The 17,124-nt window shown below is 53.1% G+C and carries 16 protein-coding genes; 9 read left to right on the top strand and 7 right to left on the bottom strand.

Annotated features, from left to right (window positions below; all coding sequences use genetic code 11):
* Position 1 precedes the first annotated feature (1 nt).
* Entirely contained in the window at positions 2-463 is a 462-nt protein-coding gene (locus OGV89_RS09985; RefSeq protein ID WP_003847230.1) for a YjiG family protein, read from the top strand.
* Between the two features lie 11 nt (positions 464-474).
* Positions 475-1,638 carry a beta-aspartyl-peptidase gene (gene iadA, locus OGV89_RS09980; protein WP_061548990.1) on the top strand — a complete coding sequence of 388 codons (1,164 nt, stop codon included), beginning with the start codon at positions 475-477 and terminating at the stop codon, positions 1,636-1,638.
* 153 nt (positions 1,639-1,791) lie between these two features.
* Here iadA and bcp read toward each other — a convergent pair whose 3' ends face one another.
* Together bcp and OGV89_RS09970 are read right to left on the bottom strand one after the other, a co-directional pair.
* The gene (gene bcp / locus OGV89_RS09975; RefSeq protein ID WP_003037951.1) at positions 1,792-2,262 is read right to left on the bottom strand and encodes a thioredoxin-dependent thiol peroxidase; all 471 of its coding nucleotides are present in this window, start codon (positions 2,260-2,262) and stop codon (positions 1,792-1,794) included.
* Positions 2,262-2,834, bottom strand: a complete 573-nt coding sequence (locus OGV89_RS09970; protein ID WP_003037954.1) for a glycine cleavage system transcriptional repressor — start codon at positions 2,832-2,834, stop codon at positions 2,262-2,264. Before OGV89_RS09970 ends, bcp begins: the two co-directional genes overlap by 1 nt.
* A gap of 145 nt (positions 2,835-2,979) precedes the next feature.
* Here OGV89_RS09970 and dapA point away from each other — a divergent pair, with 145 nt between their 5' ends.
* From dapA to ypfH, 6 genes are all read left to right on the top strand, one after another.
* Positions 2,980-3,858, top strand: coding sequence for a 4-hydroxy-tetrahydrodipicolinate synthase (gene dapA, locus OGV89_RS09965; RefSeq protein ID WP_003037957.1), 879 nt, complete (start codon positions 2,980-2,982; stop codon positions 3,856-3,858).
* Positions 3,859-3,874: 16 nt separating this feature from the next.
* On the top strand, positions 3,875-4,909 hold the full coding sequence (gene bamC, locus OGV89_RS09960; protein WP_003037961.1) for an outer membrane protein assembly factor BamC: 1,035 nt from the start codon (positions 3,875-3,877) through the stop codon (positions 4,907-4,909).
* Positions 4,910-5,020: 111 nt separating this feature from the next.
* Positions 5,021-5,734 (top strand): phosphoribosylaminoimidazolesuccinocarboxamide synthase, encoded by a 714-nt coding sequence (gene purC, locus OGV89_RS09955; protein WP_003037964.1) that lies wholly within the window; start codon positions 5,021-5,023, stop codon positions 5,732-5,734.
* 128 nt (positions 5,735-5,862) lie between these two features.
* Positions 5,863-6,729, top strand: a complete 867-nt coding sequence (gene ypfJ / locus OGV89_RS09950; protein WP_003037967.1) for a KPN_02809 family neutral zinc metallopeptidase — start codon at positions 5,863-5,865, stop codon at positions 6,727-6,729.
* 15 nt (positions 6,730-6,744) lie between these two features.
* Positions 6,745-8,760, top strand: a complete 2,016-nt coding sequence (locus OGV89_RS09945) for a tRNA(Met) cytidine acetyltransferase TmcA (protein WP_286558559.1) — start codon at positions 6,745-6,747, stop codon at positions 8,758-8,760.
* Between the two features lie 73 nt (positions 8,761-8,833).
* Positions 8,834-9,532, top strand: coding sequence for an esterase (gene ypfH, locus OGV89_RS09940; protein ID WP_003037972.1), 699 nt, complete (start codon positions 8,834-8,836; stop codon positions 9,530-9,532).
* Between the two features lie 103 nt (positions 9,533-9,635).
* Here ypfH and OGV89_RS09935 read toward each other — a convergent pair whose 3' ends face one another.
* The 3 genes from OGV89_RS09935 to OGV89_RS09925 are packed head-to-tail and all read right to left on the bottom strand — an operon-like array spanning position 9,636 to position 11,351.
* Complete coding sequence (locus tag OGV89_RS09935; protein WP_003037974.1) at positions 9,636-9,836, bottom strand: membrane protein; 201 nt, start codon at positions 9,834-9,836, stop codon at positions 9,636-9,638.
* A gap of 27 nt (positions 9,837-9,863) precedes the next feature.
* Complete coding sequence (gene dapE, locus OGV89_RS09930; protein WP_003847238.1) at positions 9,864-10,991, bottom strand: succinyl-diaminopimelate desuccinylase; 1,128 nt, start codon at positions 10,989-10,991, stop codon at positions 9,864-9,866.
* Positions 10,992-10,994: 3 nt separating this feature from the next.
* Positions 10,995-11,351 carry an ArsC family reductase gene (locus tag OGV89_RS09925; protein ID WP_003037978.1) on the bottom strand — a complete coding sequence of 119 codons (357 nt, stop codon included), beginning with the start codon at positions 11,349-11,351 and terminating at the stop codon, positions 10,995-10,997.
* 388 nt (positions 11,352-11,739) lie between these two features.
* Between OGV89_RS09925 and ypfM the strand changes: the two genes are divergently transcribed.
* Positions 11,740-11,799, top strand: coding sequence for a protein YpfM (gene ypfM / locus OGV89_RS09920; RefSeq protein ID WP_001386977.1), 60 nt, complete (start codon positions 11,740-11,742; stop codon positions 11,797-11,799).
* Positions 11,800-11,874: 75 nt separating this feature from the next.
* On the opposite strand, the gene acrD is transcribed toward ypfM, so the two are convergent.
* Together acrD and narQ are read right to left on the bottom strand one after the other, a co-directional pair.
* Positions 11,875-14,988: a multidrug efflux RND transporter permease AcrD gene (acrD, locus tag OGV89_RS09915; RefSeq protein ID WP_003847241.1), complete on the bottom strand. Its 3,114-nt coding sequence runs from the start codon at positions 14,986-14,988 to the stop codon at positions 11,875-11,877.
* A gap of 184 nt (positions 14,989-15,172) precedes the next feature.
* Positions 15,173-16,870 carry a nitrate/nitrite two-component system sensor histidine kinase NarQ gene (narQ, locus tag OGV89_RS09910; protein ID WP_003838510.1) on the bottom strand — a complete coding sequence of 566 codons (1,698 nt, stop codon included), beginning with the start codon at positions 16,868-16,870 and terminating at the stop codon, positions 15,173-15,175.
* Positions 16,871-17,124: the final 254 nt, after the last annotated feature.

The following is a 17,124-nucleotide window of genomic DNA, read 5'->3' as shown; positions in this document are numbered from 1 at the left end:
GATGACAACGCAGGTACGTAAAAACGTCATGGATATGTTTATCGATGGCGCGCGGCGCGGGTTTACAATTGCTACAACCAGCCTGTTACCTAACGTGGTGATGGCTTTTGTGATTATTCAGGCGCTGAAGGTGACGGGATTGCTCGAGATTGTCGGGCGGGTGTGCGAACCGGTGATGGCGTTGTGGGGGCTACCGGGGGAATCTGCCACCGTGCTGCTGGCGGCGGTGATGAGTATGGGAGGCGGCGTCGGCGTTTGTGCCAGTCTGGTTGTTGCTGGTACGCTTTCGGGACATGATGCGACTGTATTGCTACCGGCAATCTACCTGATGGGCAATCCGGTGCAAAATGTGGGACGCTGCCTGGGAACTGCGGGGGTCCATCCCCGTTACTACCCGCTGATTATTGCGGTATGCGTCATTAATGCGCTGATCTCTATTTGGGTTATGCAGGTAATTGCCTGACAAGGAAGGTTATGAACTGTTCAATTCTTGATTTGACGTTGTTCCAGCAGGGACACGTGTACGCACCGGAAGATTTAGGGCGACAGGATATACTGGTCTCCGGCAGTAAAATTGTTGCCATCGCCCCGTCAATTTCTCCTGAAGACTTTCCCGGTTGCGAGTGTATCAATCTTGACGGCGCGATTGTGTGCCCAGGATTTATCGATCAACACGTCCATCTGATTGGCGGAGGCGGGGAAGCAGGACCGCATACCCGCACGCCGGAAGTACGCTTGTCACGCCTGGTTGAAGCTGGTGTAACTTCGGTGGTGGGTTTGCTGGGTACCGATGGCATTACCCGTCATCCGGAATCGCTGCTGGCAAAAACCCGCGCGCTGGAGTTTGAAGGCATCAGCGCATGGATGCTTACTGGGGCGTATTCTCTGCCTTCCCCGACGATAACCGGCAGCATCGATCGTGACGTGGCGCTGATCGATAAAATCATTGGCGTGAAATGTGCGATTTCGGACCATCGTTCCTCAGCCCCAGATACCTCGGTGCTGGCAAACATGGCAGCGCAGTCGCGCGTCGGTGGATTGTTAGGACGCAAACCGGGGATCAGTGTATTCCATATGGGCGATAGCCCGCGCATGCTGGAACCGTTGTACCAGATCCTCAACTGCTGCGATGTGCCGATTACTAAACTGTTGCCGACACACGTTAACCGTGCGGAACCGTTGTTCCAGGCGGCGCTGGAGTATGCCCGTAAAGGCGGTTATATCGACATTACCAGCAGCATTGATGAGCCCGTCGACCCCGCCACGGCTATCGCCACGGCGCTGCGGCAGAACGTGCCACTGTCGCGCATTACGCTTAGCTCGGATGGCAACGGCAGCCAGCCGGAATTTGATGAGTTAGGTAATCTCATCGGTATCGGTGTCGCGGGGTTTGAATCACTGGCTGAAACGGTGCGCCAGTTGGTGAAAGTTCATGCCATACCGCTGGAACAGGCGCTCTGTCCGCTGACGCGTACGGTCGCAGAATTTTTGGGGCTCGAACATAAGGGGCGCCTGGCGGTGGGATGCGATGCGGACATTCTGGTGCTTAACGATGCGTTGGAGGTTAATCATCTTTGGGCGAAGGGAAAAGCCGTGGTCAGAGAGAAGAAAGCCTGCGTAAAAGGGACGTTTGAATAAACGTTTATGCGGATGTCAGCCTGAAAAAGTACAGATTCACGTTTATGCCGGGTGGCGGCTACGCCTCATCCGGCCTACAAGTTTCGCAATATTAATAAGCTGCGTAGGCCTGATAAGCGAAGCGCCATCAGGCTTTTTCCAGCAAAACGTAAATCAGGCGTTCTCTTTCAGCCAGTTCAGTACCACGTCGTGGTGATTGCTGGTTTTGAAGTCATCGAACACGTGCTCAATTTTGCCTTCGGCATCAATCAGGAAGCTGATGCGGTGGATGCCATCGTAGGTTTTGCCCATAAATGACTTCTCACCCCAGACGCCGAACTGCTCGCAAACCTGGTGATCTTCATCGGACAGGAGCGTGAAATTCAGGACTTCTTTCTCCGCGAATCGGGAAAGCTTCTCTGGTTTGTCGGTGCTGATCCCCAGCACCTCAACACCAGCTTTTTTTAACTCATCCATGTTATCGCGCAAGCCGCAGGCCTGTACGGTACAGCCGGGTGTCATGGCTTTCGGGTAAAAATAAACCAGAACACGCTGTCCCTGGAAGTCGGTTAAATTTACTTGTTCTCCGTCTTGATCCGGCAAGCTAAATTTCGGTGCGATATCACCGGCTTTCAGTGGGTTCATTACTTAACTCCATCCTGTTCATCATGCTGTGAGTAATTGACGACGTTAATACTGCCTTGCGCATTGAGTTCTGTACAGAGTGCTTTAAACGCATCTTCAATATTTGCCGAATCATGTGACGCAGGACTATGTGCGGTAATTTGAATAAACAACTGCGCCGCCTTTCCATTCTCAGCCGGTTGCGTGCGTGAAACCAGTTCCGCAATATTCATTTGGTGGCTGTCAAACAGTGCGGTGAAGCGTTCAATCAAATGGGGAGAATCAGGGACATCGACCTGCACCCATACCGTAGCAGGCATCGCCGGACGAGGGCGCGCGGTCGTGCGCTTCATCACAATGAGTAAATCCAGCTCTGCGCCTTTTAATGGCAGGGTTGATTCAATCAGGGTGATGGCATTCCAGGTGCCCGACAGCAACATGATAAACGTGAACTCATCACCCAGCATGGCCAGTCGGCTGTCTTCGATATTACAGCCGCAACTGCTGACATGACGTGTGATGGTGTTCACAATTCCTGGGCGGTCGGCACCCAGCGCAGTAATGACCAGATAGTGTTGCGATGACGATGTCAAACCTGTTCTTCCTTTGAGCGGTGAGGTAATCATAAGGAAAGCATAAAAAAAACATGCATACAACAATCAGAACGGCTCTGGTCGCTTGCTTTTATTGTCGTACCAAACGTACCATTGAGACACTTGTTTGCACAGAGGATGGCCCATGTTCACGGGAAGTATTGTCGCGCTTGTTACGCCGATGGATGAGAAAGGTAAAGTCTGCCGGTCGAGCCTGAAAAAACTGATTGATTATCATGTCGCCAGCGGCACCTCGGCGATCGTTTCTGTTGGCACCACCGGTGAGTCCGCCACCCTGAGTCATGATGAACATGGCGATGTGGTGATGATGACGCTGGAGCTGGCTGACGGGCGTATTCCGGTTATTGCCGGAACCGGCGCCAATGCGACCGCGGAAGCCATTAGTCTGACGCAGCGTTTCAACGACAGCGGTGTTGTTGGCTGCCTGACGGTGACGCCTTACTACAACCGCCCAACCCAGGAAGGTTTGTTCCAGCATTTCAAAGCCATCGCTGAGCATACTGACCTGCCGCAAATTCTGTATAATGTGCCGTCCCGTACTGGCTGCGATATGCTGCCGGAAACCGTTGGTCGTCTGGCGAAAGTTAAAAATATTATCGCTATTAAAGAGGCCACGGGGAACTTAAGTCGCGTTCACCAGATCAAAGAGCTGGTTTCGGACGACTTTATTCTGCTCAGCGGTGATGACGCGACCGGACTGGATTTTATGCAGCTCGGTGGTCATGGCGTGATTTCCGTAACGTCTAACGTTGCGGCACGTGATATGGCTGAAATGTGCAAACTGGCGGCAGCCGGGCAATTTGCCGAGGCGCGGGTGATTAACCAGCGTCTGATGCCGTTACACAACAAACTATTTGTCGAACCCAATCCTATTCCCGTGAAATGGGCGTGTAAGGAATTGGGACTTGTGGCGACCGATACGCTACGTCTGCCGATGACGCCAATCACGGACAATGCTCGTGAAATCGTCAAAGCGGCACTTAAGCATGCCGGTTTGCTGTAAAGTTTAGGGAGATTTGATGGCTTACTCAGTACAAAAGTCGCGCCTGGCCAAGGTTGCGGGTGTTTCGCTTGTTATGTTGCTCGCGGCCTGTAGCTCTGACTCGCGCTATAAGCGCCAGGTGAGCGGTGATGAATCCTATCTGGAGGCCGCACCGCTTGCTGAGCTTCATGCTCCAGCTGGGATGATTTTGCCGGTTATGTCGGGCGACTATAATATCCCGGTAACCAACGGCAGTGGTGCCGTGGGTAAAGCGCTGGATATTCGTCCACCGGCTCAGCCGTTAGCGTTAGTCACTGGCGCTCGCACGCAAATCGCAGGCGATACCTCAACGTTGCTGGTGGAAAATGGTCGTGGCAACACGCTGTGGCCGCAGGTCGTGAGCGTCATTCAGTCTAAAAACTACACGATCACCAAACGTGATGATGCCAGCCAGACGCTGACCACCGACTGGGTTGACTGGAACCGTCTGGATGAAGACGAGCAGTACCGTGGACGTTATCAAATCTCGGTTAAACCGCAGGGCTATCAGCAAGCGGTAACGGTGAAACTGATTAACCTCGAGCAGGCGGGTAAACCCGTAGCCGATGCGGCATCAATGCAGCGTTACAGCGCTGAGATGATGAACGTTATCTCTGCTGGTCTGGATAAGAACGCCACCGACGCCGCGAATGCCGCGCAGAACCGCTCTGCAGCCACCATGGATGTTCAGAGCGCAGCCGATGACACCGGTTTACCAATGCTGGTGGTACGCGGGCCGTTCAACGTGGTGTGGCAGCGTCTGCCAGCAGCGCTTGAGAAAGTGGGGATGAAGGTAACCGACAGCACCCGTTCTCAGGGTAGCATCGCGGTGACCTACAAACCTCTGTCTGATAGCAGCTGGCAGGAGCTGGGCGCAAGTGACCCAGGTCTGGTATCCGGCGACTATAAACTGCAGGTCGGTGATTTAGACAACCGCAGTAGCTTGCAGTTTATCGATCCGAAGGGGCATACCCTGACGCAAAGCCAGAACGACGCGCTGGTCGCTGTCTTCCAGGCAGCGTTCAGTAAGTAAAAATAAAGGGCTGGATAACTCCAGCCCTTTTTTTCTGATATGATACGCAAACGTGTGCGTCGGCAGAAAAACGCAATATTTATCGTTAATTCACACCCAGGAGTAATAAAGATGCAAAAGCAAGCTGAGTTGTATCGTGGTAAAGCGAAGACCGTATACAGCACGGAAAACCCGGACCTGTTGGTGCTCGAATTCCGCAATGATACGTCAGCAGGGGATGGCGCGCGCATTGAACAGTTTGACCGTAAAGGTATGGTGAACAACAAATTCAACCATTTCATTATGACTAAACTGCAAGAAGCGGGTATTCCTACCCAGATGGAGCGACTGCTTTCTGATACCGAATGTCTGGTGAAAAAGCTGGATATGGTACCGGTTGAATGTGTGGTACGTAACCGCGCGGCAGGCTCTCTGGTTAAGCGTTTAGGCGTTGAGGAAGGTATTGAACTGAATCCGCCGCTGTTTGATCTGTTCCTGAAAAACGATGCTATGCACGATCCAATGATTAACGATTCCTATTGCGAAACTTTTGGTTGGGTGAGCAAAGAGAATCTGGCACGTATGAAAGAGCTGACCTACAAAGCTAACGACGTGCTGAAAAAGATGTTTGATGATGCTGGTCTGATTCTGGTCGACTTCAAACTTGAGTTTGGTTTGTATAAAGGTGAAGTCGTCCTGGGTGATGAATTCTCACCGGACGGTAGCCGCCTGTGGGACAAAGAAACGCTGGATAAAATGGACAAAGATCGCTTCCGCCAGAGTCTGGGCGGCCTGATCGAAGCCTATGAAGCCGTCGCGCATCGCCTGGGTGTGAAGTTAGACTAATCTTCCCCTGAGCCGGCGATCGCTCTCCGGCTCATTAACCCCACCTGATTTGATTACTATTTCTTATGGTAATCCTGTTCCGAACCGCCTACGATCATCATCATAATGAATAAAAAGTTGAGGTGATTATGCGCTGGCAAGGGCGTCGTGAAAGTGACAACGTGGAAGACAGACGAAACAGCTCTGGCGGCGGCCCCTCTATGGGTGGGCCTGGTTTTCGTCTGCCCAGTGGTAAAGGCGGTATCATCCTGCTGATTGTGGTGCTGGTGGCGGGTTATTATGGCGTGGATCTCACTGGATTAATGACCGGCCAGCCGGTCTCCCAACAACAATCATCACGCTCCATCAGCCCAAACGATGATGAAGCGGCAAAATTTACCTCGGTGATTCTGGCTACAACAGAAGATACCTGGGGACAGCAGTTTGAAAAAATGGGCCGCACCTACCAACAGCCGAAGCTGGTGATGTACCGGGGGGCGACGCGCACCGGCTGCGGCGCGGGCCAGTCCGTGATGGGGCCGTTTTATTGTCCGGCAGATGGTACGGTATATATCGACCTTTCATTCTATGATGACATGAAAAACAAGCTGGGCGCGGATGGTGATTTTGCGCAGGGCTATGTTATCGCCCATGAAGTGGGTCACCACGTGCAGAAACTGCTGGGTATTGAACCGAAAGTTCGCCAGATGCAACAAAATGCTTCACAGGCAGAAGTGAACCGTCTTTCCGTTCGTATGGAACTGCAGGCGGACTGCTTTGCCGGTGTCTGGGGCCACAGCATGCAGCAGCAGGGCGTGCTGGAGTCTGGTGACCTGGAAGAGGCACTAAACGCCGCACAGGCCATTGGTGACGATCGTCTGCAACAGCAGGGGCAAGGACGCGTCGTACCGGACAGCTTTACTCACGGAACCTCTGAACAGCGTTTTACCTGGTTCAAACGCGGTTTTGATAGCGGCGATCCGGGACAATGTAATACTTTTGGTAAAGGTATTTAAGATACAGAGGCAGGGATGTCCGATAACACGGCGCTGAGGGCGTTAACCGAACAGATGGCTCGTGAGGGGATCCGTCGTTTGCTGATTATCAGCGGCGAGGAGAACTGGTGTCAGGGGCAGGCGTTAGCGCTACGCGACATATTACCCGGCGACTGGTTGTGGGTAGGGGCGAATGCCCCTGCTGAACCGAACTGTACGCCACAGGCGCTGCAAACGTTACTGGGGCGCGAGTTTCGTCATGCAGTTTTCGACGCCGGGCAGGGATTTGACGCTGCTGCGTTTGCCGCCTTAAGCGGTACACTGCTTGCCGGCAGTTGGCTGGTTTTGCTGACCCCACCCTGGCATTCCTGGCACACGCATCCGGACGTGGATTCACTACGCTGGAGCGATTGTGCTGAGCCCATTCCCACACCGCACTTTGTTGAGCACGTCAAACGGGTGATTTCCCTCGATAGACAGGCTCTGCACTGGCAGCAGCATCAGCCGGTTTCCTGTCCGCACTTTCCTGCTCGCGCAGCCTGGCTTGCGGCAACTGGCGAACCCCAACCAGAACAGGCGATGATATTAAATCATTTGCTGGCTATGCCTCCCGGTGTGGTTGCGGTGACGGCCGCACGGGGTCGGGGCAAATCCGCTCTGGCAGGGCAACTCATAGCGCGGATTAACGGCACTGCGATTGTGACCGCACCTGCCAAAGCTGCAACGGATGTGCTGGCACAATTTGCCGCAGAGCGTTACCGCTTTATGGCGCCGGATGCACTATTAAGCAGTTCTGAAACCGCAGACTGGCTGATTGTGGATGAAGCCGCCGCGATCCCCGCGCCGCTGCTTCACCAACTGGTGGCGCGTTTTCCTCGTACGCTGTTAACCACTACAGTACAAGGCTACGAGGGAACGGGTAGAGGCTTCTTGCTGAAATTCTGCGCCCGCTTCCCCCATCTTCGACGCTATGAGTTGCAACAACCTGTGCGCTGGGCGCAGGGATGTCCGCTGGAGCAAATTGTCAGCGATGCGCTGGTTTTTGATGATGAAACGTTCACGCATGCCCCATTGGGGGAGCTTCACTTCTCGGCATTTGAGCAACAGTCCTGGGATGCTGGCCCGGAGCTGCCGTTAGCGGTATACCAGTTGCTCTCCGGAGCGCATTATCGCACCTCGCCATTAGACCTGCGGCGAATGATGGACGCGCCTGGTCAGCATTTTCTTCAGGCATCAACCGCTGACTCAGTTGCGGGTGCTGTCTGGCTGGTCGATGAAGGGGGACTATCCGCAGAATTAAGCCAGGCCGTCTGGGCCGGATATCGTCGACCGAGGGGGAATTTGGTTGCGCAGTCGCTGGCGGCGCACGGTGGTGACCCGTTGGCGGCGACGCTCGTCGGGAGACGAGTCAGTCGAATTGCGGTTCATCCTGCGCGCCAAAGAGAAGGTATTGGGCAACAGCTGATTGTGCTGGCCCACCACTATTCCACATCGTGTGACTATCTGTCGGTCAGTTTTGGGTATACGGCTGAACTATGGCGTTTCTGGCAGCGCTGCGGTTTTGTGCTGGTGCGAATGGGGAATCACCGGGAAGCCAGCAGCGGCTGTTATACCGCCATGGCGTTGCTGCCCGTCAGCGAAGCGGGAAAGCGCCTTGCCGAGCGGGAGCACCAGCATTTGCGGCGTGACGCGGAAATCCTTGCGCGATGGAACGATGAGAGCATTCCGCTGGTCCCGCTGAAAGAGACTACGCTTAATGAGGATGACTGGGCTGAGCTGGCTGGGTTTGCCTTCGCGCATCGGCCATTATTGACGTCGCTAGGCTGTCTGAATCGTCTGCTTGAGCACAGTGAATTACCTCTTCCGGCATTGCGCGGACGTATACAGGCTAAACGCAGCGACGCCGAATTATGCCAACAGCTGAAGATCTCAGGTCGTAAAGCGCTGCTGGTCGTTCAGCGCGCCGAAGCGGCACAAGCGTTAAATCAGCTGGATGCTGAACGTGAACAGCGGCTACATAATCGCATTATGCAATGGCAATTTTTTCACTAACATCTTCAATTTCCTGGCATGGTCATTGCGGTTAAGCGGCGTAGAATGATTCTCATCAGTTAAGGAGATCGCCATGAAACATGACCATTTTGTTGTTCAAAGTCCCGATAAACCCGCTCAACAGCTACTGCTGCTGTTTCATGGCGTCGGCGATAACCCGGTTGCCATGGGTGAAATTGGCTCCTGGTTTGCGCCGCTGTTTCCGGATGCGTTAATCGTCAGCATTGGCGGGGCAGAGCCTTACGGTACGACTTCCGGACGTCAGTGGTTTTCGGTACAGGGCGTAACGGAAGAGAACCGCCAGGCGCGTATCGACGCGATTATGCCGGTGTTTATCGAAACCGTGCGCTACTGGCAGAAACAAAGCGGCGTTTCACCGCAGGCAACCGCGCTGATTGGTTTTTCTCAGGGTTCGATTATGTCGCTTGAGAGCATCAAAGCCGAGCCGGGGCTGGCGTCGCGGGTCATTGCCTTCAATGGTCGCTATGCCACCTTACCGGAGGTTGCAACTACCGCAACGACGGTGCATTTGATTCACGGTGGTGAAGACCGGGTGATAGAGCTCTCCCATGCCGTTGCCGCGCAGGAGGCATTAATTGCTGCGGGTGGGGATGTGACGCTGGATATCGTCGAAAACCTGGGGCACGCCATTGATGAACGCAGCATGCAGTTTGCGCTCGATCATCTGCGTTTTACCGTACCGAAGCACTATTTTGATGAAGCGCTGAGCGGCGGTAAGCCTCACGATGATGATGTGATTGAGATGATCTGATTGATAACCGTAGGCCGGATAAAACGCGAAGCGTTGCCATCCGGCACTTAACGCCCGGTGGCGCTAACGCTTACCGGGCCTACGTGACTTATTGGCTTGGAAATTATTTCTTCGGTTGATCCTTGTTCGGCCAATCGTCGTCGTCATCCCATTTATCGTTAAAGTCACGATGCGGGGGAAGCTCCGGTTTGTTGGCCAGATATTTCTTTGGATCGACGCGCTTGAGATCTTTGATAACGTTAAGCAGCACGCCTACCAGAAACACTAACACCAGAATCCACCAATATTTTGCTAGCCAGTCCATGTATTTTTCCTCTTGCAGGAGTACTCATCAGGCGACGAGTTGCTCCATGATACGTTGATACATACGGGCAAGCAGCTGCAGGTCGGCGGCATTAACACATTCATTTATTTTATGAATAGTGGCGTTGACCGGCCCAAGTTCGACTACCTGTGCCCCCATGCGGGCAATAAAGCGCCCGTCGGACGTCCCGCCTGTAGTCAGTAACTGCGGTTTAATTTCATTATAGTGCTCAATGGCGTTCACTACTGCATCCACCAGTTTACCGCGTTTAGTCAGGAACGGCTGACCGGAAAGCCACCAGTCGACGGTATAGCGCAACTGATGTTTCTCCAGCAGCGCGTGAACCCGTGCTTTAATCATCTCATCGGTCAGCTCAGTGCTGAAACGGAAGTTGAACTGGATAAACAGTTCTCCGGGGATAACGTTGTTGCTGCCGGTACCTGCCTGAATATTGGCAATCTGCATGCTGGTCGCCGGGAAGAATTCGTTCCCCTGATCCCACTCAATCGCCACCAGTTCGTTGAGCATTGGCGCCGCGCGGTGTACCGGGTTATCGGCCAGATGCGGATAGGCTACGTGCCCCTGCACGCCATGAATGGTCAGGTTGCAGGTCAGTGAACCACGACGTCCATTCTTGACTACGTCGCCAACGATTTCCGTGCTGGACGGCTCGCCAACCAGACAATAATCCAGTCGCTCATTACGCGCCATCAGTGCTTCAACCACCTTTACGGTGCCGTTTTTGGCGCTGGCTTCTTCGTCGGACGTTATCAGAAATGCCAGACGACCCTGATGGTTTGGATGCTGGGCGACAAAACGCTCTGCGGCCACGACCATCGCTGCCAGTGAGCCTTTCATATCGGCAGCGCCACGCCCGAACAGCATGCCATCGCGAATGGTCGGTTCGAACGGTGGATTGATCCAACGATCGACATCGCCGGCGGGCACTACGTCGGTGTGACCGGCAAATGCCAGGGTCTCACCTTTACCGCGCCATGCCCAAAAATTCTGTGTGTCACCAAAATCCATACGCTCAACGGTAAAACCTACCGCGCGCAGGCGTTCAATCATTAACGCCTGGCACCCGGCATCATCCGGGCTCAGGGAAGGACGGCGAATAAGCTGCTGTGTCAGCTCAATAACCGGGCACGACATAGACTACACCTCATTAAAAAACAGAGTATAACTGGATTCACTGAAACCAAGCAGCATAGGCTTACCCGGCGCGCAGAGCAATGGGCGTTTGATAATTGCTGGCATTTCAATCATCAATGCGGCGGCGGAAGCCGCATCGGTGATTTGACTGCGCGTGGATTCATCGAGTTTACGCCAGGTGGTTCCACGTGTATTGATCAGCGCTTCCCAACCTAATTCGCTGATAAAGGACTGTAATAGCGTATTGTCAAGACCGTCGACGCGATAATCATGAAAGCGATAGTCAATACCTTGTGCTTCCAACCAGCGTCTGGCTTTTTTAATCGTGTCGCAATTCTTAATGCCGTAGAGGGTGATCATTTGAATCCTTATTGACGTAATTTGAATATTTATTCTTTTATTATGTGGCAATGAATAATACATATTGTCATTCAATCGTTATAGAAAAATATAACATTGTTGAACAACAGTGAATAATGATTCCTGAAAGCTCCAAAAATACCGTATAACTAAAAATCAGAATCTGCCTGTTTGCATCAGCCTGTTTTTCCATCAGAATTGCAAAAGTAGTAGATGATGTATGAATATTTCAAAATATTGCAGTAAGTCACATAAAATTTATGGGTATGGCGCATAGTGATCACATAAACCCCAAACACGGGAGGATGTAATCACAACCATCGGTTAAATGTTCTTCTTTTGATGATGATGATTTTGTAGAATGCTCATAATAATAAGAGAGGTTGTTATGATTGAACGTGAACTGGGGAACTGGAAAGACTTTATCGAAGTGATGCTTCGTAAATAATTTTCTGGAAGAAATTCATATCCTGTAAAGGATAAAAAAAGGCGACTCAACGTAAGTCGCCTTTTTTGTGCCCGATTATTCCGGGCGCGGTTTCAACGGGAAGCGTCTGCGTACCAGCACAAAGAACAGGGGCACGAAGTAAATCGCCAGGATAGTGGCTGAAATCATTCCACCCATTACGCCTGTCCCCACCGCATGTTGACCGCCAGAACCTGCGCCACTGCTGATGGTCATCGGCAGCACCCCAAAGATAAACGCCAGCGAGGTCATCAGAATCGGACGCAAGCGCTGGCGACAGGCGTGGAGCGTGGCATCGAGCAGATCGTGTCCTTTCTCGTTCATCTCATTGGCGAATTCAACAATCAAGATTGCGTTCTTCGCCGATAGCCCGATAACGGTAAGTAACCCGACCTGGAAGTACACGTCGTTTTCCAGACCGCGCATCCAGGTCGCCAGCAGAGCGCCAATGACCCCCAGCGGCACAACCAGCATGACGGAGAAGGGAACTGACCAGCTTTCATACAGGGCCGCCAGACACAGGAATACCACCAGCAGAGAAATGGCGTACAGGGCGGGGGCCTGAGAACCCGACAGCCGTTCCTGATAAGACATCGCAGTCCATTCGAGGCCGAATCCGGTCGGCAACTGGCGCACCAGCGATTCCATTATGTCCATCGCTGTACCGGTACTGACGCCGGGCGCGGCTTCTCCGACAATCTCGACCGCGGAGTAGCCGTTGTAGCGTTCCAGACGCGGTGAACCGGTTTCCCAGCGCGACGTGGCAAAGGCCGAGAAAGGCACCATGCCACCGTTGTTATTACGGACGTACCACAAATTGATGTCGTCAGGGAGCATGCGATATTTTGCTGCCGCCTGCACGTAAACCTTCTTCACGCGACCGCGGTCCATAAAGTCATTGACGTAGCTGGAACCCCAGGCCGTTTGCAATGTATCGTTGATGTCATCGATGGAAACGCCCAGTGCCTGGGCTTTGCGCTGATCGATATCAATTTGCAACTGCGGGCTGTCGTCCAGACCGTTATGACGAACGCGGGTCAGGGAAGAATCCTTCCCGGCCAGCTCAATCAGCTTGTCGCGCGCGGCCATTAACGCGTCATGCCCCGCACCAGCGTGATCCTGCAGCTCCATATCGAAACCGGCAGAGCTTCCGAGGCCACTGATAGCCGGAGGGCTACTGGCGAAGACGCGGGCTTCTTTAATCTTATTAAAGGCCTTGGTCGCACGTTCAATGATGGCGAAAGAGGTTCCGGTAGTGGTGTCGCGCTCATCCCAGTCTTTTAAACGGACAAACATACGCGCCACGTTTTGACCGTTCCCGCCAGGGCCTGAACCGACCGTGGAAAAGACCGACATAATGTTGTCTTTCTCATGGGTGAAGTAATACTTCTCTACTTCCTCAACCACTTTCAATGTTTGCTGCTGTGTGGAGCCGCTGGGCAGCTGTACCGAGGTGGTAAACATGCCGCGGTCTTCCAGCGGCAGGAAGGAGGTTGGCAGGCGCAGGAACAGGAAAACCATTCCGCCGAGCAGCAGGCCGTAGATCAGTATCCAGCGCAGGCTGCGGTGCAGGATCCTGGCAACGCCTTTTTCGTAGCGCTCGGCGTTGCGATTAAACATTCGGTTAAACCAGCCGAAGAAACCGGTTTGTCCGTGATGCTCGCCCTTATGCAGCGGTTTGAGCAGGGTGGCGCACAGAGCAGGAGTGAGGATCATCGCCACCAGAACAGACAGCACCATTGCGGAGACGATAGTAATCGAGAACTGGCGGTAAATAGCTCCGGTAGTGCCGCCGAAGAAGGCCATCGGGATAAACACCGCCGACAGCACCATGGCAATACCAACCAGCGCGCCCTGGATTTGCCCCATCGATTTCCGTGTCGCTTCCCGCGGTGTGAGCCCTTCCTCACTCATAATACGCTCGACGTTTTCCACTACCACAATGGCATCATCGACCAGCAGGCCGATCGCCAGCACCATCGCAAACATCGTCAAGGTGTTAACGCTATAGCCAAAGGCGTAAAGCACGGAGAAGGTACCCATCAGGACGACGGGAACGGCGATGGTGGGAATCAGCGTGGCGCGGAAGTTTTGCAGGAACAGGTACATCACGAGGAATACCAGCGCGATCGCTTCCAGCAGGGTTTTTACCACGTCGATGATTGAGGCTTTGACAAAGGAGGTAGTTTCATATGCCACCTTATATTCCAGCCCATGCGGAAAATATTGCGACAGCTCGTTCAGACGGTTAATGACCAGTTCCGCCGTCGCCATTTCATTGGCGCCTGAAGCCAGCTTCACGCCCAGACCGGAGGCAGGATTTCCATTAAAGCGGCTGAGGTAATCATACTTTTCAGCACCCATTTCGACCGTCGCCACATCGCCCAGTTTAACTTCTGAGCCATCCTGGTTGACACGTAGAGTAATGGCGCGGAATTCATCCGGAGTCTGCAGTAGCGACTGGGCGTTGATCGTCGCGTTCAGCGCCTGCTTGTCCACCGAAGGCGTACCGCCAAGTTGTCCGACCGCAATCTGCGCATTCTGTGACTCGATAGCGTCGGTCACATCTTTAGCGGTCATCTGGAAACTGTTCAGTTTGGCTGGGTCAAGCCAGATACGCATGGAGTACTGTGAGCCGTAAGCGTCAATATCCCCCACGCCGTTAATACGGCTGAGCGGATCCTGAATGTTACTGGCGACATAGTCAGCGATGTCCTGCTTATCCATTGAGCCATCGGTGGAGACAAAGGCGATTGTCAGAATATTGGTGTCCCCGGTCTTACGCACCGTGACCCCCTGATCCTGTACCGCCTGCGGCAGTTTACGCATTGCCGATTGCAGCTGGTTTTGCACCTGCTGGACGGCCTCATCAGGATCGGTTCCGGCGACAAAGCTCAGTGTAACTGATGCCTGGCCTGTCCCGCTGCTCTGCGACGACATGTACATCAGGTTATCGAGACCAGTCATGTTCTGCTCGATCACCTGGGTGACGGTGTTTTCCAGAGTCTGAGCCGAGGCGCCAGGATAGTTGGCGGTGACCCGTACGTTTGGCGGCGCCAGATCGGGATATTGCTCAACGGGCAGTGAAAAAATAGCCAGGGCTCCTGTCAGGCACAACAGGATAGCTAACACCCAGGCAAAAATGGGGCGATCGATGAAAAAATTCGCCATTAAAAGAGGACCTCGTGTTTCTGCGTATCGTTATGGGTATGGCTTGCTTCACTTTAGCGGCAAGGTACGGGTCAAACGTGGAGAAAAAAAGAAGATAATGTAAATTATCATGCCCGTTTACAGCATACCTTTCGTGCCAACGCCGTCAGGCCAGGATCCAGACCCGACGGCGCTTTGCGGTTCTTTACGTTAGATCACTGTCTGATTCAGCCGAGCGGAAACTGATGCTTACCAACGTTCCTCCTCCGGAAGGTTGAGAGAAGGTCAACGTGCCGCTTAGTCTTTCCGCCCGCTCACGCATAATATTTAGTCCATAGTGCCCTGTAGGCTCATGCGGCTCGCCAATGCCGATGCCGTTATCGCGGATATAAACCGTGTGGTTGCCGTCCGGAGCCGTTACGCAACTGACGGCAATTTCGCTCGCACTGGCATGCTTAATGGCGTTCAGCACCGCTTCGCGGATGATCTGCAACAGGTGCACTTGCATTTGCGCATCCAACGCCAGCGTGGGTAACCGACAGTCGAGTGTGAGTTTAGCTGAGGTTTGATTTTGCAGAGTTTCCAGCATTTCATGCAGGGCGGAGGGTAAGTCTGCCTGTTGTAAGGTCAGACGGAAGGTGGTGAGCAGTTCGCGTAGCTGGCGGTAGGCATCGTTCAGCGCCTGGGAGAAATCCGCCATGATGCTTTGCGCTGGGGCGTTATCTTCCGGAATTGACCGCTTCAGCAGCGTCAACTGAATGCGTAAATAAGAGAGCACCTGTGCCAGTGAGTCGTGCAGTTCGCGTGCAATCGTCGCTCGCTCCTCCATTAACAACAGTTGCTGAAAATGTTTTTGTGCCTGGTTGAAGTACAACCCGCGTCCCAGCATTGAGGAAACGCTGTTAAGCAGTGGAATAGAAGCATTGACGTTTGGACTTTGCCAGTGCAGTTCGCCGTAGACGGTTTCCTGCATAGTGACCGGCAGGATCTGCATCGGCAGCTCCAGGCTTTTAGTCCCTTCGCTAATCCGCCAGTTATCACCGACGGTGAGCTCAAGGAAATACGCGGCGTCATGTTCGCGGACGATCTGTAAAATATGGCGGAAGCAGTGCACGTCAATCTGGCTGGTATTTAACGCCTGGGAGCACTGATACAACACCTCCAGACGGCGATTGGCTTCATGGAGATCGTGAGTTTTCTCGGCAACAGACGCTTCCAGCGAGCGATACAGCTTGTGTAATTCACTCGACATCTGGCTAAACGTTTTGCCCAGCAACCCCAGTTCATTGGGCAAACCGGTATCCAGCGGTGGGATATTAAACTGACCGTGTTCAATTTGCTGACTGGCCATCACCAGTTTATTCAGCGGACGCACCACCTGCTGGCGAATGCGCCGCAGGGTAAAGAAGACGAGGGTGAATATGCCGATCCCGCCTGCCAGCGAGATGCCAAATACCAGCATGACTTTACGCTCGGCATAATGTTGCAACGCCAGCACGAAGAGATCGATTTGATCGACGTAGTTGTTGATATTGGCCTGGTACCATTTTAAATCGCCGTCGATCAGGCGGGCATTCATTTCCAGCCAGTTAGCATGCAGACGTCCATAGCGGCTTTTTACCGCTTGTGGCACATACCACGCATTCAGATTCTGTAATGCCGGTGCGTTTAGCGCCTGCTGGAAAAGCTGGCGGTGGGCGTTAAGCTGCGGGCTCTGGCTTTGCAGATCGTAACCCAGACGGTAGCTTTGCATGCGCAATGAGCCAGCAACGTTGATGGCTTCGGCATCTCGCAAGCTGCTGGTCAGCGTGAGCAGCGCAATACCTGTTGAGAGAATTGACAGCAGCACTATGTAGAAAAAAGCTTTAGCCAGACTGGCCGAGACCGGACGCTTTACCGTCACTTGTGCATCCTCACACAATACACGTCGCGCCTGAAAACAGCGTGAACGATGCGGTGTATTTGATAAAGGTTAATAAAACGCCATGAAACTGGATGGTAACTGAAACACAATTTCATATGCGATGAAATAAATTGATCTGCCACAGGTTCTGCATAAATAGTTGTGCTTCCTGGGCAAATGAACATTGCCGCTTCCTTCCGTGTCGGTTAATAACACTCTTATAAAGAATAAGGTTTTTGCAACCAAAAAAGAAG

Origin of the sequence: Citrobacter sp. Cf125 (assembly GCF_030333935.1) — a bacterium.
Classification (GTDB): Bacteria; Pseudomonadota; Gammaproteobacteria; order Enterobacterales; family Enterobacteriaceae; genus Citrobacter; species Citrobacter freundii.
Note: the sequence above shows the minus strand (reverse complement) of the source record. Positions and strands in the feature narration are given on the sequence as shown.